Source organism: Myxococcus sp. RHSTA-1-4, from assembly GCF_020037125.1.
Lineage (GTDB): Bacteria > Myxococcota > Myxococcia > Myxococcales > Myxococcaceae > Myxococcus.
Genome location: NZ_JAIQDG010000001.1, coordinates 686,671 through 702,500 on the forward strand (window position 1 = coordinate 686,671; position 15,830 = coordinate 702,500).

The window sequence follows — 15,830 nt, forward strand, 5'->3', positions numbered from 1 at the left end:
AGTCGCCCACCTGTTGCGTTCTACACCAACATGCCCCGTCCGCCGACTTCACCCCGGCGGGCGGCCCGGGACTCCGGGGCGCGCGGACGTTCCGCACTCCACGAAACCCCTGACCGCCCGGGCATGCCATTGTCCGGTTCCGGGCCTCTTCCCCGCGCCGCTCCATCCCCTTCCGAGACCCCTTCCCCCTCTGACGGGCCGCGCGACGCCGCGCGGTCAGGCCGGGAACCGGGCGGCCTGGATTAGAGACGGACGGGGTCGGAATCCTTGAGTGGAACCCCCTACGCATCCCGCCGGAATCATTGCTTTCGGGGTGCTCCTGGCGGCGGCGGAAGCCGGGGCTCGCGGGGCTGACCGCCCTCCGGCCGGAGCGGCGGGGGTACGGAGGACCGGGGGTTGGCAGGCGGGCGTTGACGGGAAGCGTCTCGCCCGCCCGGGTGTCCCATTGCGCCAACCCGGAACGAAAGGACCTCAGTTGACGCATCTCCTTCGACTCGTCGCCCTGGTGTTGCTGCTTCCCGCAATCGCGTCCGCGGACGTGCAGTGGAAGGGCGACTTCGAGACGGGAAACATCTCTCAGTGGACCCGCTCGCAGAGCGTCGCCAACAGCCGCCTCCAGGTGGTGACGGACGTCGTTCGCGAGGGGCGCTATGCGCTGAAGGCCACCGTGCGGCAGGGCGATGACCCCATCAACGCCAGCGGCAACCGCAACGAGCTGCTCTACATCAGCCAGGAGAAGACGGGCTCCACGTGGTTCTACAAGTGGAGCACGCTGTTCCCGAAGGGCTACCCCAGCGCGGACACGTGGCAGGTCTTCGCCCAGTGGCACCAGGCGGGCGACTCGGGCTCGCCGCCGCTGGAGTTCTTCGTGCGCGGCGAGCAGATGAACCTGCGCGTGGGCGGCTCCAGCGGCGACGTGGTGTGGCAGGCGCCGTTGAATCGCGGCGAGTGGCACGACTTCATCCTGCAGGTGAAGTGGTCGTCCAACCCGAAGACGGGCTTCGTGCAGCTGTGGCACAACGGAAAGCTCGTGCTGCCGAAGACCTTCGGGCCCACGCAGTACGGCACGGAGCTGAACTACCTCAAGCTCGGACTGTACCGGGACGACACCATCAGCCCCGAGGCGAGCGTGTACCACGACGGCTTCACCATGGCCTCCACGCTGGGGGACGTGATGCCCCCCGCGGCCGAGCCCGAGCCGACGGCGCCGGTGGTGGCCACGCCCGAGCCGGCGCCCACGCCCTCCGAGCCGGAGACCCCGGTGGTGGAGGAGCCCGAGGCCCCCGAGGTGGAGGCCCCGCTGCTGACCCACGCGCCGGACCTGGGCGTCCTGCCCGGTGACGAGACGCCCGGCGCCCCGGACACCGCCTCGAGCGCCCCCGGCTCCGCGCCCCAGGGCTGCGGCGCCTCGGCCACGGGGACGGGCGGTGTGCCGCTCGCCGCCGCCGGGCTGCTCGGCCTGGCCGCCGTGTTCCGCCGCCGGCGGCAACACGCCCGGGCGTTCGCCCGCTCGCGGCGCTGAGCGGGTGGACCGGAAGCCCTGACGTCCCGCGGTCTCCGGCGGGCCCATCCGAAGAGGGTGGGCCCGCCTGTTCGTTTCCGGGCCGTGGTGCCCTCTGGCACCCGAGGGCCGGAAAATGTCGGCGAGCTTCGTGTCGATCTCCCGTGCCGTCGTTCGTCGCCGGGTTGGAGGCAGGATTTCCCCCTTCCCAACCCACCAGGAGCGACGCCCATGGCGACCAGGATTTTCGTGAACCTTCCCGTGCAGTCCCTCGGCCGGTCCGTCGAGTTCTTCAAGCAGCTCGGCTACACGTTCAATGCCCAGTTCACGGACCAGAACGCCACGTGCATGGTCATCAGCGAGGACATCTACGTGATGCTGCTGGTGAAGGACTTCTTCAAGGGCTTCATCAAGAAGGAAATCGCGGACTCCACCAAGGTGACCGAGGCCATCATCGCCCTCACCGCGGAGAGCCGGAGCGCCGTCGACGAGCACCTGAAGAAGGCCCTGGCGGCCGGCGCCCAGGAGACGAAGGAGCCGATGGACCACGGCTTCATGTACCAGCGGAGCTTCCAGGACCTCGACGGGCACCAGTGGGAAATCTTCTGGATGGACCCCAAGCACGTCCAGTAGCCCGTGCTCCACGGTGACGGGCGGGTCCCCCTGAATCGAGGGCCCGCCCGTCGTACAAGCGCCGGCCGGGCGTCAGTGCGCGCCTTCCACCTTCACGCCGGCGGCGGGCTTCTTCAGCATGAACACCAGCACCAGCGACAGGGCGAAGATGGCGGTGAGCACGGTGAAGTTGGCGTTGAAGGCGCGCACCAGCGCCTGCCCGTTGATGCGCTGGCCGATGAGGCTGTAGGCGGCGGACAGCGGGTCCGCCACGCGCGCGCCCACCGCGGCCTTGAGCGAGGCGACCTGCTCCTGCGTCACCTGGCTGTACGGGTCCACGTGCGACGACAGCGCGGTGACGTTCACCTTCGTCGCCCGGTTGAGGGCGCTGCTCATCCACGCGGTGCCGATGGAGCCGCCCAGCTCGCGCGTCAGGTTGTAGAGGCCCGCCGCGTTGCCGCGCTGCTCCGGCCGCAGGTTGCTCAGCGCCATGACGGACAGGGGCACGAAAATCAGCCCCAGCGAGCAGGCGCGGATGAAGACGGGCGCAATCAGCGCGGCCTCGTCCGCCGTGCTGGACAGGTGGCCGTTCGTCCACAGCGAGAAGCACATACCGGCGATGCCCACCCCCACCAGCACCCGGCCATCCACCTTCCCTCCGAAGCGGCCGATGAGCGGCATCAGCACTAACTGGATGGCGCTGCCCTTCAGGAAGATGAGGCCGATGTCGAGCGCCGAGTAGCGCATCACCGTGCCGCAGAAGAGGCTGAAGAGGAACGAGCCGGCGAACAGCGCCGTGCCGACGATGAGGTTGATGCCCGTGGCCGCCGTGTAGGAGCGGTTGGCGAACACGCGCAGGTCCACCACCGGCTGTGGCGTCTCCAGCTCGTGCACCACGAAGGTGATGAGCGCCACGGCCGCCACCACCGCGAGCACCGTGATTTCGAGGCTGTCGAACCAGTCCTTGCGGGTGCCCTCCTCCAGCACGAACTGGAGCGCCGCCATGCCCACTGCCAGCAGGGCGATGCCATACCGGTCCACCCTGTCCCGGGTGGGCTCGAAGGCCGGCTGTTCGATGTGACGCCACGCCATGTACGCGGCGAACAGGCCCACCGGCAGGTTGATGAGGAAAATCCAGTGCCAGCTCGCCGCCTCGATGAGCAGGCCACCCACGGTGGGCCCCAGCAGCGGCCCCGTCACCGCGCCCAGGCCGAACAGCGCGCCCGCCATGCCGTGCTCCTCGCGCGGGTAGCGGGCGAAGAGGATGGCCTGCGACGTGGGGATGATGGCCCCGCCTCCGACGCCCTGGAGGATGCGGAAGACGACCAGCGACGTCAGGTTCCACGACAGGCCGCACAGCACGCTGGCCGCGGTGAACACCAGGATGGAGCCGGTGAAGTAGCGCCGGTAGCCGAAGCGCCGCTGCAGCCACCCCGTCATGGGGATGACCACCACGTTGGCCATCATGTAGCCGGTGGACACCCAGGCAATCTGGTCCAGCGGAGTGCCGAAGCTGGCGCGGATGTCGCTGAGCGCCACGTTGACGATGGAGATGTCCAGCACGGACATCAGCGCCGCGGCCATGGCGGCGATGGTGATACCGGCCTTGGAGCCGGTGATGGTGTCACCGCTCACGGCTATCGGCTCCTCGTGTCCACCGTGACTTCGGCGCTCATGCCGGGCCGGAGCTGCACGTCCTTCGTGTCACCATCCAGGCGGATGAGCACGGGGATGCGCTGCACCACCTTCACGAAGTTGCCGGAGGCGTTGTCCGGAGGCAGCAGCGCGAAGCGCGCGCCGCTGGCGCCGGCCAGGCTGTCCACGTGGCCCCGGAACTCGCGGCCGCCGAAGGCGTCCACCGTCAGCGCCACCGGCTGGCCCGGCCGCATGTCCCCGACCTGGTCCTCCTTGAAGTTGGCCACCACCCAGATGTCGTCCTGCGGCACCAGCGCCATCAGCGGGCGCTCGGGGCCCACCACCTGCCCCACCTCCACCGTGCGGCGACTCACCACGCCCGACACCGGCGCGCGCACCTGCGTATAGGAGACGTTCAGCTCGGCCAGCCTCAGCGCCGCCTGGGCCTGCTTCAGCTTCGCCTCGGCCAGCTTCACCGCCGCCTGCGCCGCCTGCACCTGCACCTGCACCGTCTCCGCCGCCGCCAGCTTGCCCTGCGCCGCCTCCAGGCCGCCGGACGAGCCCTGCACACCCGCCTCGGTGGACGTCAGCCGCGCGCGCGCCACGTCCAGCGCCGCCTTCGCCTGGTCATACCCGGCCTGCCGCGCGTCCAGGTCCGCCTGCGTGACGGCCCCTTCCACCTTCAGCGTCTTCACGCGCGCCAGGTCCGCGTCCGCCAGCTTGAAGCGGGCCTCCGCCGCCTGCACGTCCCCGCGCGCCTGCTCCAGCGCCGCCTTCGACGAGTGGATGCCGCTGGAGGCCTGCACCACGCCGCCGCGCGCCTGGCGAAGGTTGGCGCCGGCGTTGGCCTCGGTGAGGGCGAGCTGCGACTGCGCGCTGGACAGCTGCGCCTCCGCGCTCAGCACGTCCGCGCGCGCCACCTCCAGCTTCGCGTTCAAATCGGAGGGGTCCAGCTCCACCAGCACGTCACCGGCCTTCACCGTCTGGTTGTCCGCCACCAGCACCTTCGCCACCTGCCCGGTGACGCGCGGCGACACGTTGGCGATGCGGCCCTCCACCTGCGCGTCGTCCGTGGACTCCTCGCCGAACGCCACCGCCCAGCGCGCGCCGCCGCCCACCAGCGCCACGGCCAGCAGGGCGGGCAGCACCCGCTTCGCCCGGGAGCGGGGCGCGGCGGGCTTCTTCACCTCGGCGGGCGAGGGGGCTTCGATGCTGGGGACGTCCTTCTCCAGGTTCACGCTCTGAGTGCTCATTTGAAAGACTCGAAGGTTCGACGGCTGATGATTTGGGGGCTAACCATCCGGCCCGACGAAGACGTCCGACGGAGCCGGAGGAAGGAATCAGGGGCGTGGGAGGGGCTTCAGGGGTCGCGGAGGGCGGGGATGCCGGAGGCGACCTTGGCCAGCAGCTCGCGGAGGGTGGTGCGCTCGGCCTCACTCAGGGGCGCCATGAGCCCCGCGACGCGGCGGTAATAGTCCGGCAGCATGCCCTCGAGCAGCTCCCGGGCCTTGGGGGTGAGGTGGACCGTGTACATGCGACGGTCCTCGGGGTGGTCCTGGCGCGAGATGAGGCCGTCCTTCTCCAGGGTGTCCAGGAGGCCCGTCATGGTGGCCCGGCTGACCGCCGAGCCCTCCGCCAGCTCGGCCGGGGTGAGCCCCCGCCCGGCCTCGGTCTCCTCCATGGAAAAGAGCCGGATGAGGACGATGAAGCGCCCCATGGACAGTCCGTGGCGCGCCATGTGCGCGTCATAGGCGCCCGTCAGTCCGTGCCCCAGATGCAGCATGAAGATGCACGTCTCGATGGCGCTCATGTCCATCTGGGGGAAGCGCGCGGCCAGCCGCTGCAGCCGTTCGTAGCGGGGCACTGGAGGAAGCGTCGGGAAGGAGGGTGTTCGTGTAGCCACTGTGCCCTTACCATAAGGCCCCTAACTATTTTGGCAACGGGAAGTGCGGGGGTGTGCTCCGACGGTTGCTCCGTGCGGGGAGTCGAGCGCGGGCCCGCCCGGCCGCCGGGCCTCACTCCCGGGCCCGCGCCGTTATGGAGTCGGGGTGCTGGACGTGAAGGACCCCACGGTGCAGGCCGCGCTGCGGCGCGCATGCGAGGAGGCCGGGTTGCCGGACTCGTTGCGGGGCTGCGTCTATCCGCTGCTGAGGGACGCGGAGGGCGAGTGGCCCCCGTGCTGTGGCGGAGGCTGCCATCCGTGTTCGTCGACGCTGGTGGACGTGGCCGTGCGCACGCTGGAGTTGCTGGGCACGCCCCGCCGCTCGCCCGTTGTGGGGTAGGCCGGGACCTGGGGGCGCATGCGCCGCCAAGGGCATACGCTGGCGGCAATGAATCCCATCGTCCATGGCGAGCTCGCGTGGCTCGCGGCCCAGGGCCTGCGCGAGCGCAGGGACCGCATCCTCGTCGTCTGCGCGGGGCTGGCCCCGGACCTGGACGGGCTCACCCTCCTCGCGGGTGAGGAGTGGTACGGGCGCTATCACCACGTCCTCTTCCATGGCTACGTGGGCGCGCTCCTCACCACCGCGGTGTGCGCGGCGCTGGCGCGGCAGCGCGCCTGGGTGGCGGGACTGTCGCTGTTCGCATTCCACCTCCACATCCTCTGCGACCTCGCGGGCAGCGGCCCCGGCTGGCCCATCCACTACTGGTGGCCGAACAGCATGAAGGAGTGGTTCTGGGACGGGCAGTGGGACCTGGCCTCGTGGCAGAACAGCGTCATCGGCCTCGCCGTCACGCTGGCGTGCCTCGCGTGCGCGCTGCGCTTCCGGCGCACCGTCGTGGAGGTGTTCTCCGCCCGGTGGGACGCGGAGGTCACCCGCACGCTGCGGCGCCGGTTCCTCGGCGAGGCGGACGCGCCGGACGCCACGCCGCCCATGAAGTGAGCGCGCGCGTCGCGCCGCGGAGCCTCCACGCGCCGCGCCGCTCACTCCGGCAGCTTGCACTCGCGCCGCAGAGCCTCCACGCGTTCCTTCGGCATGGCGCGCATCGTGGCAGGCGCGAGCGTCCGGAAGCGCTCGCACCGTTCATGCGCGTCCGGGTCCTCCTCCAGTTGGCGGGCGGCCACCTCCGCGGCCTGGGCCGTCTGGCCCTTGCGCTGGTAGAGCCGCTCCAGCAGGACGTGCGCGCCCTCCGGCTTCGGGTTCTCCGCCACCTGGCGCTTCGCCGCGTCAATCGCCTCGTCCACCCGGCCCTGCCGCTCCAGCTCCGCCGCGCGCTCCATGTCCTCCGTCCGCGTGCAGTAGGGCAGCAGCGCCTGTACCTTCTGCGCCACCTTCGTGTTCGCCTGGTACAGCTTCGGGTCCACCGAGCGCCAGATTTCGCAGCGCGTGGCGCGGCGCTCGCCCTGCACGAGCCCCGACACCTTGTCCGCCACCTGCGCCGCCGCGTCCGTCCGGCCCATGCCCTCCAGCCGCTTCGCGAACCGCAGGTGGTCCATCGCGTCCTGCGAGTCCCGGTACGGGCTCACCTCCAGATGCTTCTGGTAGCTCTCCACCGCGGCATCCACGTTCCCCTCGGCCAGCTCCGCCTGGGCCAGGTCCTTGTTCGCCTGCGGGTGCTTCGGGTTCAGCGCCACCGTGCGCTTGAGCAGCGGCAGCCGCTGCGTCTCGTTCTTCTGCCGCAGGCTCAGCTCCCAGTACGGCCGCGCATCCTTCACGTTCCGGTCCACCAGCTTCTGGTAGATGCCGAGCGCGCGCTGCCGCAACTCCCCGCGCGTGCGCGCCTGAGGGGCCTCCCGGTACGACGTGTTCCAGTACGCCTGCGCCAGCGCGAGCTGCACGTCCGTGTTCTCCGGGTCCGTCCGCGCGGCCTCCTGGAGCAGGCCGATGGCCTTGTCGCAGCCCTCCTTGTCGAAGCCGTCCGACGGGCAGTGCTCCTGCGCCAGGCGGATGCCCTCCTTCGCGGAGGAGGACAGCGCCGCGGGCGCCGCCACCGAGGGCGTCGGCGCGGCGGAGGGAGGCTGGGGCGGCGCCGTGGGCGTCGGGGCCGCCACCTGGGCCCACACCAGCACGGGGACGGCGAGCAGCGAGAGCCACACGCCTCGAAGTGAAAGCGACGTCATCTCACGCTCCTCCTCACCGCTGGATGTGGACGTGGTCCGCGGCCGGGTCGTTGCAATCGAGGAACGTCACCGGCCCGTTCTCGCTGAAGCTGTTCGGCTCGCCCGCCACACGGATGCCCGCCAGCTCCACCACGCACATGAGCTGGCGCGCGTCCTTGCCGGGGATGGACAGGGAGCGCGGGTCCAGGTCGAGCGCCAGGCCCCGCGTGTGGCGGCTGTTGATGGTGCCGGAGCCGATGAACTTGTTGCGCTGCGGGTTGCGGAAGGCACTGGTGACGATGGACGGCAGGCTCACCCGGGTGCCGCGGTTGTTGGCGCGCGTGTCGGCGACGCGGTTGGGCCCGGCGTGGATGGGCCCCGCGCAGCCGCCGTTGACGCGCGCGCCGGCGCACACGTCGTCGCCCTGGGGCTCGGTGTCCCCCAGGGGCCCGAGCATCAGCACCGACGGCCCCGGGGACACCACCACCGACGTGGGGCTCGGCGCCAGCGTCCCCACCGCCACCGCCTGCACGTCGTCATTGAGGAGGCGGTTCACCTCCGCCTCCACGTCCCGAAGCAGCTTGTCCAGCTCGCCCGGCTTCTCCTCGACGATGAGGGAGTAGTTGCCCCGGTTGAGGGTGGTGGTCTCCGGCACGAGCACATTGGCCGGCGCGGGCTGGAACTGCGTGCCGTAGTCCAGGTACTCCTGCCGCAGGATGTCCGCCTCCTCCTGGCGGATGAAGGTGGTGGGCGGCAGCTTCGCCTCCAGCGTGCGCCCCTCCACGTCCAGCGTGGCCGCCACCTCGTACTCCAGCGGCGGGTTGGGCTCGCGGCTTCCCGTGCGGGGCAGCGCGGAGCTGCCGCGGAACGCCAGCTCCGGTCCCGTCGTCTCGGTGGGCGTGGAGGGGCCGGTGTGCGCGCCCACCGGCTTCACCGCCCAGCGAATCTGGGCCTCCAGCCCCGGAGTGCCGCCCAGCACACGCGCGCGCGCGACCATCTCCTCCTGGGTGACGAACGAGGTCTGGGGCGTCGTCGCGCCCTCGCGCCGCGTGAGCACCTCGATGATTTCCAGCTTCACCTCCTGGCCGTCGACGTCCTTCGAGTCCTCGGCCAGCGGAGGCGTACCACCGCCGCCCGTGCCCGGGCCGGCCTCCTCCTTCTCGCTTCCGCACTTACAGGCCGTGGCGAGCACGGCGCAGGCCAGGCCCGCGGCCAGCCACCAGCGTGGATTCCTCTTCACGAGCGCTTCACCCCCCGCCGCGCCCGCCAGGAAGACTCCCGTCACGCGCGGCCGTGCAGCGACGCGCGCATCTTGCGCAGCCCCCCACGCGCGGCCACGCCTCCCCGCGCCGGGGATGTCGCGGGGACGACGCGCCCGCGAGAGACGACACACTCCCCGACGCGGGCCCTGCCCCGTGGGGCACCGCCCTCCTCCCGCGTGGCCCTCCCTCTGGGCCCCATGCCCGGTGAGGAAGGTGACAGCCGCGCCTCGACGGGCCCGGGGCATTCTGCCCCTCGAACGGGGCATTCCGCCCCACCGGCCGGGGACTCCGGCCGGGTCCTCCTCTCGGAGGACGCTGGCACAGCGGATGCTGTGGCTCCGGCTGGGGACGGCGGGGTTCCGCCTCCCTTGTTGCAGCACTCGCGGTACGTTGTGAGTACCCAGCCCCGGTCCGTGAGCTCCTTCCCCCTCGCTCACGGGCCGGGGTGCTCTCATCCAGGCCGGCCCGTGAGACTCGCCCGCAAGTTCACCCTCGCCCTCGTGCTGCTCGCCGTCGCCGTCATCTCCGGCCTGCAGTACGTCCTGGTGCGCCGCGAGCTGGAGCGCTCCGCGCTCGACATGCAGCTCGACCACCGCCTGCTCGGCCACACGCTCGCCGGCTCCATCGGCAAGGCCTGGCAGCTCGCCGGGGAGCGCGAGGCCTTCACCCTCCTCCACGAGGCCAACCGCTTCCAGGAGCAGGTCGCCCTGCGCTGGGTGTGGCTCGACGGCGGCCCCGGCACCCCGCCCCTGGCCGGCTTCCCGCCGCGCCTGCTCGCCACGCTGCGCAGCGGGCAGGACGGCTCCATGGTGGACCTCGACCCGGAGCCGGGCCTCTTGCACTCGTACACGCCGGTGCGGCTCGGCTCGCGCCTGGGCGCCATCGAAATCACCGAGTCCCTGGGCGAGCAGCGGCAGCACGTGCGCACCGTCGTGGTGGGCACCATCGCCGCCACCGCCGCGATGACGCTCGCCTTCCTCGTGGCCGCCATGGCCATGGGCCGCCGCCTCGTGGGCGAGCCCGTGGAGCAGCTCGTTCAGCTCGCGCACCGCATCGGCCAGGGGGACCTCACCGCCCGCGTGCGGCTGCCCCAGCGCAGCAACGACGAGCTCACCACGCTGGCCAGCGCCATGAACCGCATGGGCGAGCAGCTCCAGGAGACGCGCTCGCGCCTGGCCTCGGAGACGGCCGCCCGGCTGTCCGCCGTGGAGCACCTGCGGCACGCGGACCGGCTCACCACCGTGGGCAAGCTGGCCTCCGGCGTGGCCCACGAGCTGGGCACCCCGCTCAACGTCGTCATGGGCCGGGCGAAGATGATTGCCACCGGCGAGGCGGAGGGCGAGGAGGTGGCCGAGTCCGCCAACATCATCTCCCAGCAGGCCCAGCACATGACGGGCATCATCCGCCAGCTCCTGGACTTCGCCCGCCGCCGAGCGCCCCACCGCGCCCCGGAGGACGTGCAGGGGCTCGTCGAGCGCTCGCTCTCCCTGCTGCGGCCCATGGCCTCGAAGAAGAGCATCTCCCTGGAGCAGGAGGTGCCCGCGGGCCTGACGCTGGAGGTGGACGGCGGGCAGGTGCAGCAGGTCCTCACCAACCTGGTGATGAACGCCCTCCAGGCCATGAAGCGGCCGGGCACGGTGCGCGTGCGCGCCGAAGAGGTCCGCGCCGTGCCCCCGGAAGGCGTGGGCGGCGCCGAGGCCGACTACGTGCGGCTGGACGTGGAGGACGAGGGCGAGGGAATTCCCCCCGACGTGCTGGCCCACGTCTTCGAGCCCTTCTTCACCACCAAGGACGTGGGCGAGGGCACGGGGCTGGGCCTGTCCGTGTCCTACGGTCTGGTGAGAGACCATGGCGGCTGGATTGGCGTGCGCAGCGAGCCCGGACGCGGTACCTGCTTCTCCATCTACCTGCCGCGAGGAGGAAGCTGATGCCGGGCCGCGTCCTGGTCGTCGAGGACGAGCGCGAGATGCGCGTGATGTTGGAGAAGGGACTGACGCGCCGGGGCTTCACCCCGGTGGCGCTCCCTTCCGCGGACGAGGCCCTGGCGCGACTGGCCGACGAGGACTTCGACGTGGTGCTCACGGACCTGCGCATGCCCGGCATGGACGGGCTGGCGCTGTGCGAGCGCATCGTCCTCAACCGCCCGGACATCCCCGTGGTGGTGGTGACGGCCTTCGGCAGCCTGGAGACGGCGGTGGCCGCCATCCGTGCGGGCGCATACGACTTCGTCACCAAGCCCATCGACGTGGACGCGCTGGTGTTGGTGCTGGAGCGCGCGGTGGGGCACCGTGCCCTGCGCGACGAGGTGCGCCGGCTGCGCCAGGAGCTGGGCCGCAGGGACGTGGGCGACGCGGTGGTGGGCGACAGCCCGGCCATGAAGCAGGCGTACGCGCTCATCGACCGCGTGGCGGACCTGGACTCCACGGTGCTGATTACCGGCGAGAGCGGCACCGGCAAGGAGGTGGCCGCCCGGGCCGTGCACGCGCGCGGCCGGCGCAAGGACGGGCCCTTCGTGGCCCTCAACTGCGCGGCCATGCCGGAGGCGCTGCTGGAGAGCGAGCTGTTCGGCCACGCCAAGGGCGCCTTCACCGACGCGAAGGCGGCGCGCACCGGCCTCTTCGTCCAGGCGCACGGCGGCACCCTCTTCCTGGACGAGGTGGGCGAGCTGCCCCTCACGCTCCAGCCCAAGCTCCTGCGCGCGCTCCAGGAGCGCGTGGTGCGCCCGGTGGGCGGGGACACGGAGGTGCCCTTCGACGCGCGCATCGTCGCGGCCACCAACCGGGATTTGGAGCTGGCCGTGGAGGAGGGCCGCTTCCGCGAGGACCTCTACTACCGGCTCAACGTCATCGGCATCGAGCTGCCGCCGCTGCGGGCGCGGGGCAACGACGTGCTCGCGCTGTCCCAGCGCTTCATCGAGCAGTTCGCCTCGCGCACCGGCAAGCGCGTGGTGGGCCTGTCCCCGGCGGCGGCGCAGCGGCTGCTGGCCTACGGGTGGCCGGGCAACGTGCGCGAGCTGCAGAACTGCATCGAGCGCGCGGTGGCCCTCACCTCCTTCGAGCAGCTCACCGTGGACGATTTGCCCGAGCGCGTGCGCAACTACAGCCAGCCGAAGGCGGTGCCGGAGAACACGGACCCGTCGGAGCTGGTGACGCTGGAGGAGCTGGAGCGACGCTACATCCACCGCGTGCTGGAGGCGGTGGGAGGCAGCCGCACGCTGGCCGCGCGCGTGCTGGGCGTGGACCGCAAGACGCTCTACCGGAAGCTGGAGCGCGACGACGAGGCGAAGAAGCCCTGACGCCGCTGTGCTTCACCCCGCGCCGCCCGCGGGCTCCAGGCGCACCTCGAACAGCCGGGGCCACAGCTTGCCCGTCATGAACATGCGGCCCGTGCCCGGCTCCACGGCGATGCCGTTGAGCACCGCCTCGGTGCTGCTGAGCTCCGGCGCCACCGCGCGCACCAGCTCGGACGCGTCGATGACGGCCACCACGTTGCCGGTGGTGGGGTCGATTTCGAGCACGCTCGAGCTGTGCCAGACGTTGGCGTAGATGACGCCGTTGGCGCACTCCAGCTCGTTGAGCTGCTCCTGCGGCTGGCCCTGGAGCGTCACCTCCACGGAGCCCAGCACGCGGAAGGTGCCCGGCTCATGGAACGTCAGGATGGAGCTGCCGTCGCTGCGCACCAGCTTCCCATTCCAGTAACAGAGGCCCCAGCCCTCGCCGTCGTAGCGCGTCATCCGCTCCTGGCGCGGCGGCATGCCGCTCCACGTGTAGAGGAGGCCCTCCGTCCAGGTGAGCTGGTAGAGGCGCTCGCCGTCGCTGGCCAGCCCCTCGGTGAAGATGTCCCCGAGTTCCTCCATCCACTCCGGCTCCGCCGACTCGAAGGAGAGGCGCCGCAGCGTGCCCTGGTGGCCGGTGCTCTCGAAGAGCCCGCCCTGATGGAAGACCAGCCCCTGCGTGAAGGCGTCCGTCGCGTGGGGATACTCCGCGACGATTCGCGCCACCCGCCGCAGGGGCGCTGGCCCCTCCGTGCCATCCAGGATGGGCCGGTGCGCGGGAGCACAGCTCGCCCCCAGTGCGCACAGCGACAGCAACCAGGACGACTTGATGGGGGTGGGCCTCATGGGGGCGCACCTTATCTCGCGCGGCGGCGGTGACCAGGGACTCAGCGCGGCAGCGGCACGAGCGCCTCTACTGCCTCACAGAGGTCCTCCATGGCGAAGGGCTTGTTGAGCACGCACGCCGCGCCGAGCTGTGCCGCCTCCTCGTGGAGCTTCGCGTCTCCGAAGGCGGTGATGAGGATGACGGGCGTGGTCCACCCCTCGCGCCTCAGCCGGGCGAGCACCTCCAGGCCAGAGAAGCCGGGCATGCGGACGTCGGTGACGATGAGGTCCGGAATCTGGGTCTCCTTCGCCATCAGCCCTTCCACGATGGCGCGGATGAGCTCCGGGCCGTCCGGGGCGTCCACCACGTCGTAGCCCCGGCGCTTCAGGGCCCGCAGCAGCAGCGCGCGCATCTCAGGCTGGTCCTCCGCCAGGAGGACGCGGGGCGCGCTCCCGCGCGTCACCCACTCCCGCGTCGACAGCGGCCCGTGCCGCGATTCCACCTGTGCTCCAGCGCTCTCTTCCGGCCCCATCAATATCGGCTCCTTGGTCGTGGTGTGGTGGGCTCGCCCGTCACCCGCGCTCCTCCCACATGGGGAGCCGGGGCGCGGACAGGCACGCCCGGACAGAGCATCCGCCGTGCCACGAGGGCTTCACGGAGCGCGGCGCTTCCTCGCCCACCGAGCCGCACATCCTCGGCACCCACTGCGCGCCATCGACATGGAGCGCCGCGGGCATCGGCCTTCGCCGCCCGGCTGCCCGCCCCACGTGGGGCACCCTGCCCCGGGGAGAAATGCCCCGGCCGGGGCACTTTGCCCCGCCGTCCCTGGGGCATCGGGCCACGAAAGCCCCACGCCCCAGGGGGAAGCACCGGGCGGAAGGCGTTGGCCCACGGCCTGCAATGTCACCCGGCATCGGTTCGGGCACGGGGCCTCGCACGATGAGCCCCAGGCACTGATTGACCACCGCGGGAGTCGGGGGACGCCAGCGGACGGACATCACGCCATACCCCTCCAAGGTGGGACGCGCCGTGCGTCGCCCCGCGCCCGAACCGACCCTTTCACCTCTTCCCGCCGGAGCACCTCCGGCCTCAAAGGAGAACGAACATGCCCTGCTCGCTCCCCTCGCGTCGTTTCCTCAGCGCCCTGGCCCTGCTTCCCGCCGCCACGCTCGGTGCTTGCGGCGGCCAGGCCCTGGGCTCCCAGACCTCGGCGGCCCCCACCGCCGCGCTGTCCACCCCGGCGCCCGCGAAGGCCGCCGCGCCGTCCACGCCCGCCGCGCCCGTGCAGCAGGCGCTCTACAGCCCCGCGGCGTCGGGCGCGCCGGGCACGCTCACCTCGCTGGCGCCGCTGGTGGACGCGGTGAAGGGCGCGGTGGTGAACGTGGAGGTGCGGTCCCGTCCCCGCCCCGTCTCCAGCATGCGGCGCCTGCCGCCGGGCTTCGGCTTCGAGGGGCAGACGCCTTCGCGGCAGGGCGCGGGCTCCGGCTTCATCATCGACCCGGCCGGCACCGTCCTCACCAACAACCACGTGGTGCAGGACGCGGACCTCGTGCGCGTGAAGCTGGACGACGGCCGCGCCTTCGACGCCGAGGTGCTGGGGCGCGACCCGCTCACCGACGTGGCGCTGCTGAAGATGAAGAACGCGCCGGGCAACCTGCCCTCCGTGCCGCTGGGGGATTCGGACGCGCTGCGCGTGGGCGACGCGGTGATGGCCATCGGCAACCCGTTCGGCCTCGCCTCCAGCGTGAGCGCCGGCATCCTCTCCGCGCGGGCCCGCGACATCCACGCCGGCCCGTATGACGACTTCCTCCAGACGGACGCCGCCATCAACCCCGGCAACTCCGGCGGGCCGCTCTTCAACATGAAGGGCGAGGTGGTGGGCATGAACACGGCCATCATCGGCGGCGCCACCGGCATCGGCTTCGCGGTGCCCAGCAACCTCATCCGCAACCTGCTGTCCCAGCTCCAGGAGACGGGCGTGGTGCGGCGTGGCTGGCTGGGCCTGGCCATCCAGGACCTCACGCCCGACATCGCGCGGGCCCTGGGTGTGGAGGTGACGAAGGGCGCGGTGGTGGCCGGCGTCAACAGCGGCGGGCCGGGCGCGCGCGCGGGCCTGCGCGAGGAGGACGTCATCACCTCCGTGGACGGCAAGCCGGTGGACTCGGCCGGTGCCCTCACCCGCGCCGTGGGCCAGCTGCGGCCCGACAGCCGGGTGAAGGTGGAGCTGGTGCGCGGAGGCAAGGCGCAGACGGTGGAGGTGACGCTCGGCACGCGTCCGGCCATGGAGGGTGAGGAGGAGGTGGCCCCGCGCAACGGCCCCACCGCCACCGCGCCGCGCCGCATCGGCGTGCAGCTCGCCAACACCCAGGACGGCGTGCGGGTGATGGCGGTGGAGCCCGGCAGCCCCGCCGAGCGCGCGGGCCTGGTGCCGGGCATGGTGCTCGTCCAGGTGGGGGACCAGAAGATTTCCTCCCCGGAGGACGTGTCGAAGGCGCTCAACGCCGCGAAGCCCGGCGCGGCGCTGCTGCTGCGCGTGCGAGCCCCCAACTCGGACACCACGCTGCTGCGCGCGGTGGAGGTGCCGGAGCGCTGACGCAGGCGTCCCGGGGCCGTGCTGGGGCCATCCGAACCCTGTCCTGAAGGGAGGGGTCCCACGCCCGCTCGGCGGGTGATGGAGGACG

The 15,830-nt window shown here is 71.9% G+C and carries 14 protein-coding genes; 7 read left to right on the top strand and 7 right to left on the bottom strand.

Annotated elements, in window-relative coordinates:
* The first annotated feature begins 475 nt into the window (after window positions 1-475).
* Both K8638_RS02795 and K8638_RS02800 read left to right on the top strand, forming a co-directional pair.
* The gene (locus K8638_RS02795; protein ID WP_223752803.1) at window positions 476-1,522 is read left to right on the top strand and encodes a polysaccharide lyase; all 1,047 of its coding nucleotides are present in this window, start codon (window positions 476-478) and stop codon (window positions 1,520-1,522) included.
* 210 nt (window positions 1,523-1,732) lie between these two features.
* Window positions 1,733-2,134, top strand: a complete 402-nt coding sequence (locus K8638_RS02800; protein ID WP_223752804.1) for a VOC family protein — start codon at window positions 1,733-1,735, stop codon at window positions 2,132-2,134.
* A gap of 72 nt (window positions 2,135-2,206) precedes the next feature.
* Here the strand turns inward: K8638_RS02800 and K8638_RS02805 are convergent, their stop codons facing one another.
* From K8638_RS02805 to K8638_RS02815, 3 genes are all read right to left on the bottom strand, one after another.
* Complete coding sequence (locus tag K8638_RS02805) at window positions 2,207-3,748, bottom strand: DHA2 family efflux MFS transporter permease subunit (protein WP_223752805.1); 1,542 nt, start codon at window positions 3,746-3,748, stop codon at window positions 2,207-2,209.
* 2 nt (window positions 3,749-3,750) lie between these two features.
* Window positions 3,751-5,001 carry an HlyD family secretion protein gene (locus K8638_RS02810; protein WP_223752806.1) on the bottom strand — a complete coding sequence of 417 codons (1,251 nt, stop codon included), beginning with the start codon at window positions 4,999-5,001 and terminating at the stop codon, window positions 3,751-3,753.
* Between the two features lie 107 nt (window positions 5,002-5,108).
* Window positions 5,109-5,651: a MarR family transcriptional regulator gene (locus K8638_RS02815; RefSeq protein WP_223752807.1), complete on the bottom strand. Its 543-nt coding sequence runs from the start codon at window positions 5,649-5,651 to the stop codon at window positions 5,109-5,111.
* 145 nt (window positions 5,652-5,796) lie between these two features.
* Between K8638_RS02815 and K8638_RS02820 the strand changes: the two genes are divergently transcribed.
* Both K8638_RS02820 and K8638_RS02825 read left to right on the top strand, forming a co-directional pair.
* A complete protein-coding gene (locus tag K8638_RS02820) occupies window positions 5,797-6,030 on the top strand; it encodes a hypothetical protein (protein WP_223752808.1) in 234 nt (77 codons plus the stop codon).
* Between the two features lie 48 nt (window positions 6,031-6,078).
* A complete protein-coding gene (locus K8638_RS02825; RefSeq protein WP_223752809.1) occupies window positions 6,079-6,630 on the top strand; it encodes a metal-dependent hydrolase in 552 nt (183 codons plus the stop codon).
* A gap of 41 nt (window positions 6,631-6,671) precedes the next feature.
* On the opposite strand, the gene K8638_RS44810 is transcribed toward K8638_RS02825, so the two are convergent.
* Window positions 6,672-7,808, bottom strand: a complete 1,137-nt coding sequence (locus tag K8638_RS44810; protein WP_305071140.1) for a lipopolysaccharide assembly protein LapB — start codon at window positions 7,806-7,808, stop codon at window positions 6,672-6,674.
* Window positions 7,809-7,821: 13 nt separating this feature from the next.
* Window positions 7,822-9,027, bottom strand: a complete 1,206-nt coding sequence (locus K8638_RS02840) for a hypothetical protein (protein WP_223752810.1) — start codon at window positions 9,025-9,027, stop codon at window positions 7,822-7,824.
* 489 nt (window positions 9,028-9,516) lie between these two features.
* On the opposite strand from K8638_RS02840, the gene K8638_RS02845 reads away from it, so the two are divergent.
* Window positions 9,517-10,977 carry a HAMP domain-containing sensor histidine kinase gene (locus K8638_RS02845; RefSeq protein ID WP_223752811.1) on the top strand — a complete coding sequence of 487 codons (1,461 nt, stop codon included), beginning with the start codon at window positions 9,517-9,519 and terminating at the stop codon, window positions 10,975-10,977.
* Window positions 10,977-12,344 carry a sigma-54 dependent transcriptional regulator gene (locus K8638_RS02850; protein ID WP_223752812.1) on the top strand — a complete coding sequence of 456 codons (1,368 nt, stop codon included), beginning with the start codon at window positions 10,977-10,979 and terminating at the stop codon, window positions 12,342-12,344. Before K8638_RS02845 ends, K8638_RS02850 begins: the two co-directional genes overlap by 1 nt.
* 12 nt (window positions 12,345-12,356) lie before the next feature.
* Here K8638_RS02850 and K8638_RS02855 read toward each other — a convergent pair whose 3' ends face one another.
* Together K8638_RS02855 and K8638_RS02860 are read right to left on the bottom strand one after the other, a co-directional pair.
* Window positions 12,357-13,169 (bottom strand): glutaminyl-peptide cyclotransferase, encoded by an 813-nt coding sequence (locus tag K8638_RS02855; RefSeq protein WP_223752813.1) that lies wholly within the window; start codon window positions 13,167-13,169, stop codon window positions 12,357-12,359.
* 41 nt (window positions 13,170-13,210) lie between these two features.
* On the bottom strand, window positions 13,211-13,681 hold the full coding sequence (locus tag K8638_RS02860; RefSeq protein WP_223752814.1) for a response regulator transcription factor: 471 nt from the start codon (window positions 13,679-13,681) through the stop codon (window positions 13,211-13,213).
* Between the two features lie 573 nt (window positions 13,682-14,254).
* Here K8638_RS02860 and K8638_RS02865 point away from each other — a divergent pair.
* Entirely contained in the window at window positions 14,255-15,742 is a 1,488-nt protein-coding gene (locus tag K8638_RS02865) for a Do family serine endopeptidase (RefSeq protein ID WP_223752815.1), read from the top strand.
* The last annotated feature ends 88 nt before the right edge of the window (window positions 15,743-15,830 follow it).

What these genes read in the sequence shown, in the direction of transcription:
- K8638_RS02825 (WP_223752809.1), top strand. Translation starts at nt 6,079, where the DNA reads ATGAATCCCATCGTCCATGGCGAGCTCGCGTGGCTCGCGGCCCAGGGC.
- K8638_RS02855 (WP_223752813.1), bottom strand. Translation starts at nt 13,169, where the DNA reads ATGAGGCCCACCCCCATCAAGTCGTCCTGGTTGCTGTCGCTGTGCGCA.
- K8638_RS44810 (WP_305071140.1), bottom strand. Translation starts at nt 7,808, where the DNA reads ATGACGTCGCTTTCACTTCGAGGCGTGTGGCTCTCGCTGCTCGCCGTC.
- K8638_RS02850 (WP_223752812.1), top strand. Translation starts at nt 10,977, where the DNA reads ATGCCGGGCCGCGTCCTGGTCGTCGAGGACGAGCGCGAGATGCGCGTG.
- K8638_RS02865 (WP_223752815.1), top strand. Translation starts at nt 14,255, where the DNA reads ATGCCCTGCTCGCTCCCCTCGCGTCGTTTCCTCAGCGCCCTGGCCCTG.
- K8638_RS02860 (WP_223752814.1), bottom strand. Translation starts at nt 13,681, where the DNA reads ATGGGGCCGGAAGAGAGCGCTGGAGCACAGGTGGAATCGCGGCACGGG.
- K8638_RS02810 (WP_223752806.1), bottom strand. Translation starts at nt 5,001, where the DNA reads ATGAGCACTCAGAGCGTGAACCTGGAGAAGGACGTCCCCAGCATCGAA.
- K8638_RS02800 (WP_223752804.1), top strand. Translation starts at nt 1,733, where the DNA reads ATGGCGACCAGGATTTTCGTGAACCTTCCCGTGCAGTCCCTCGGCCGG.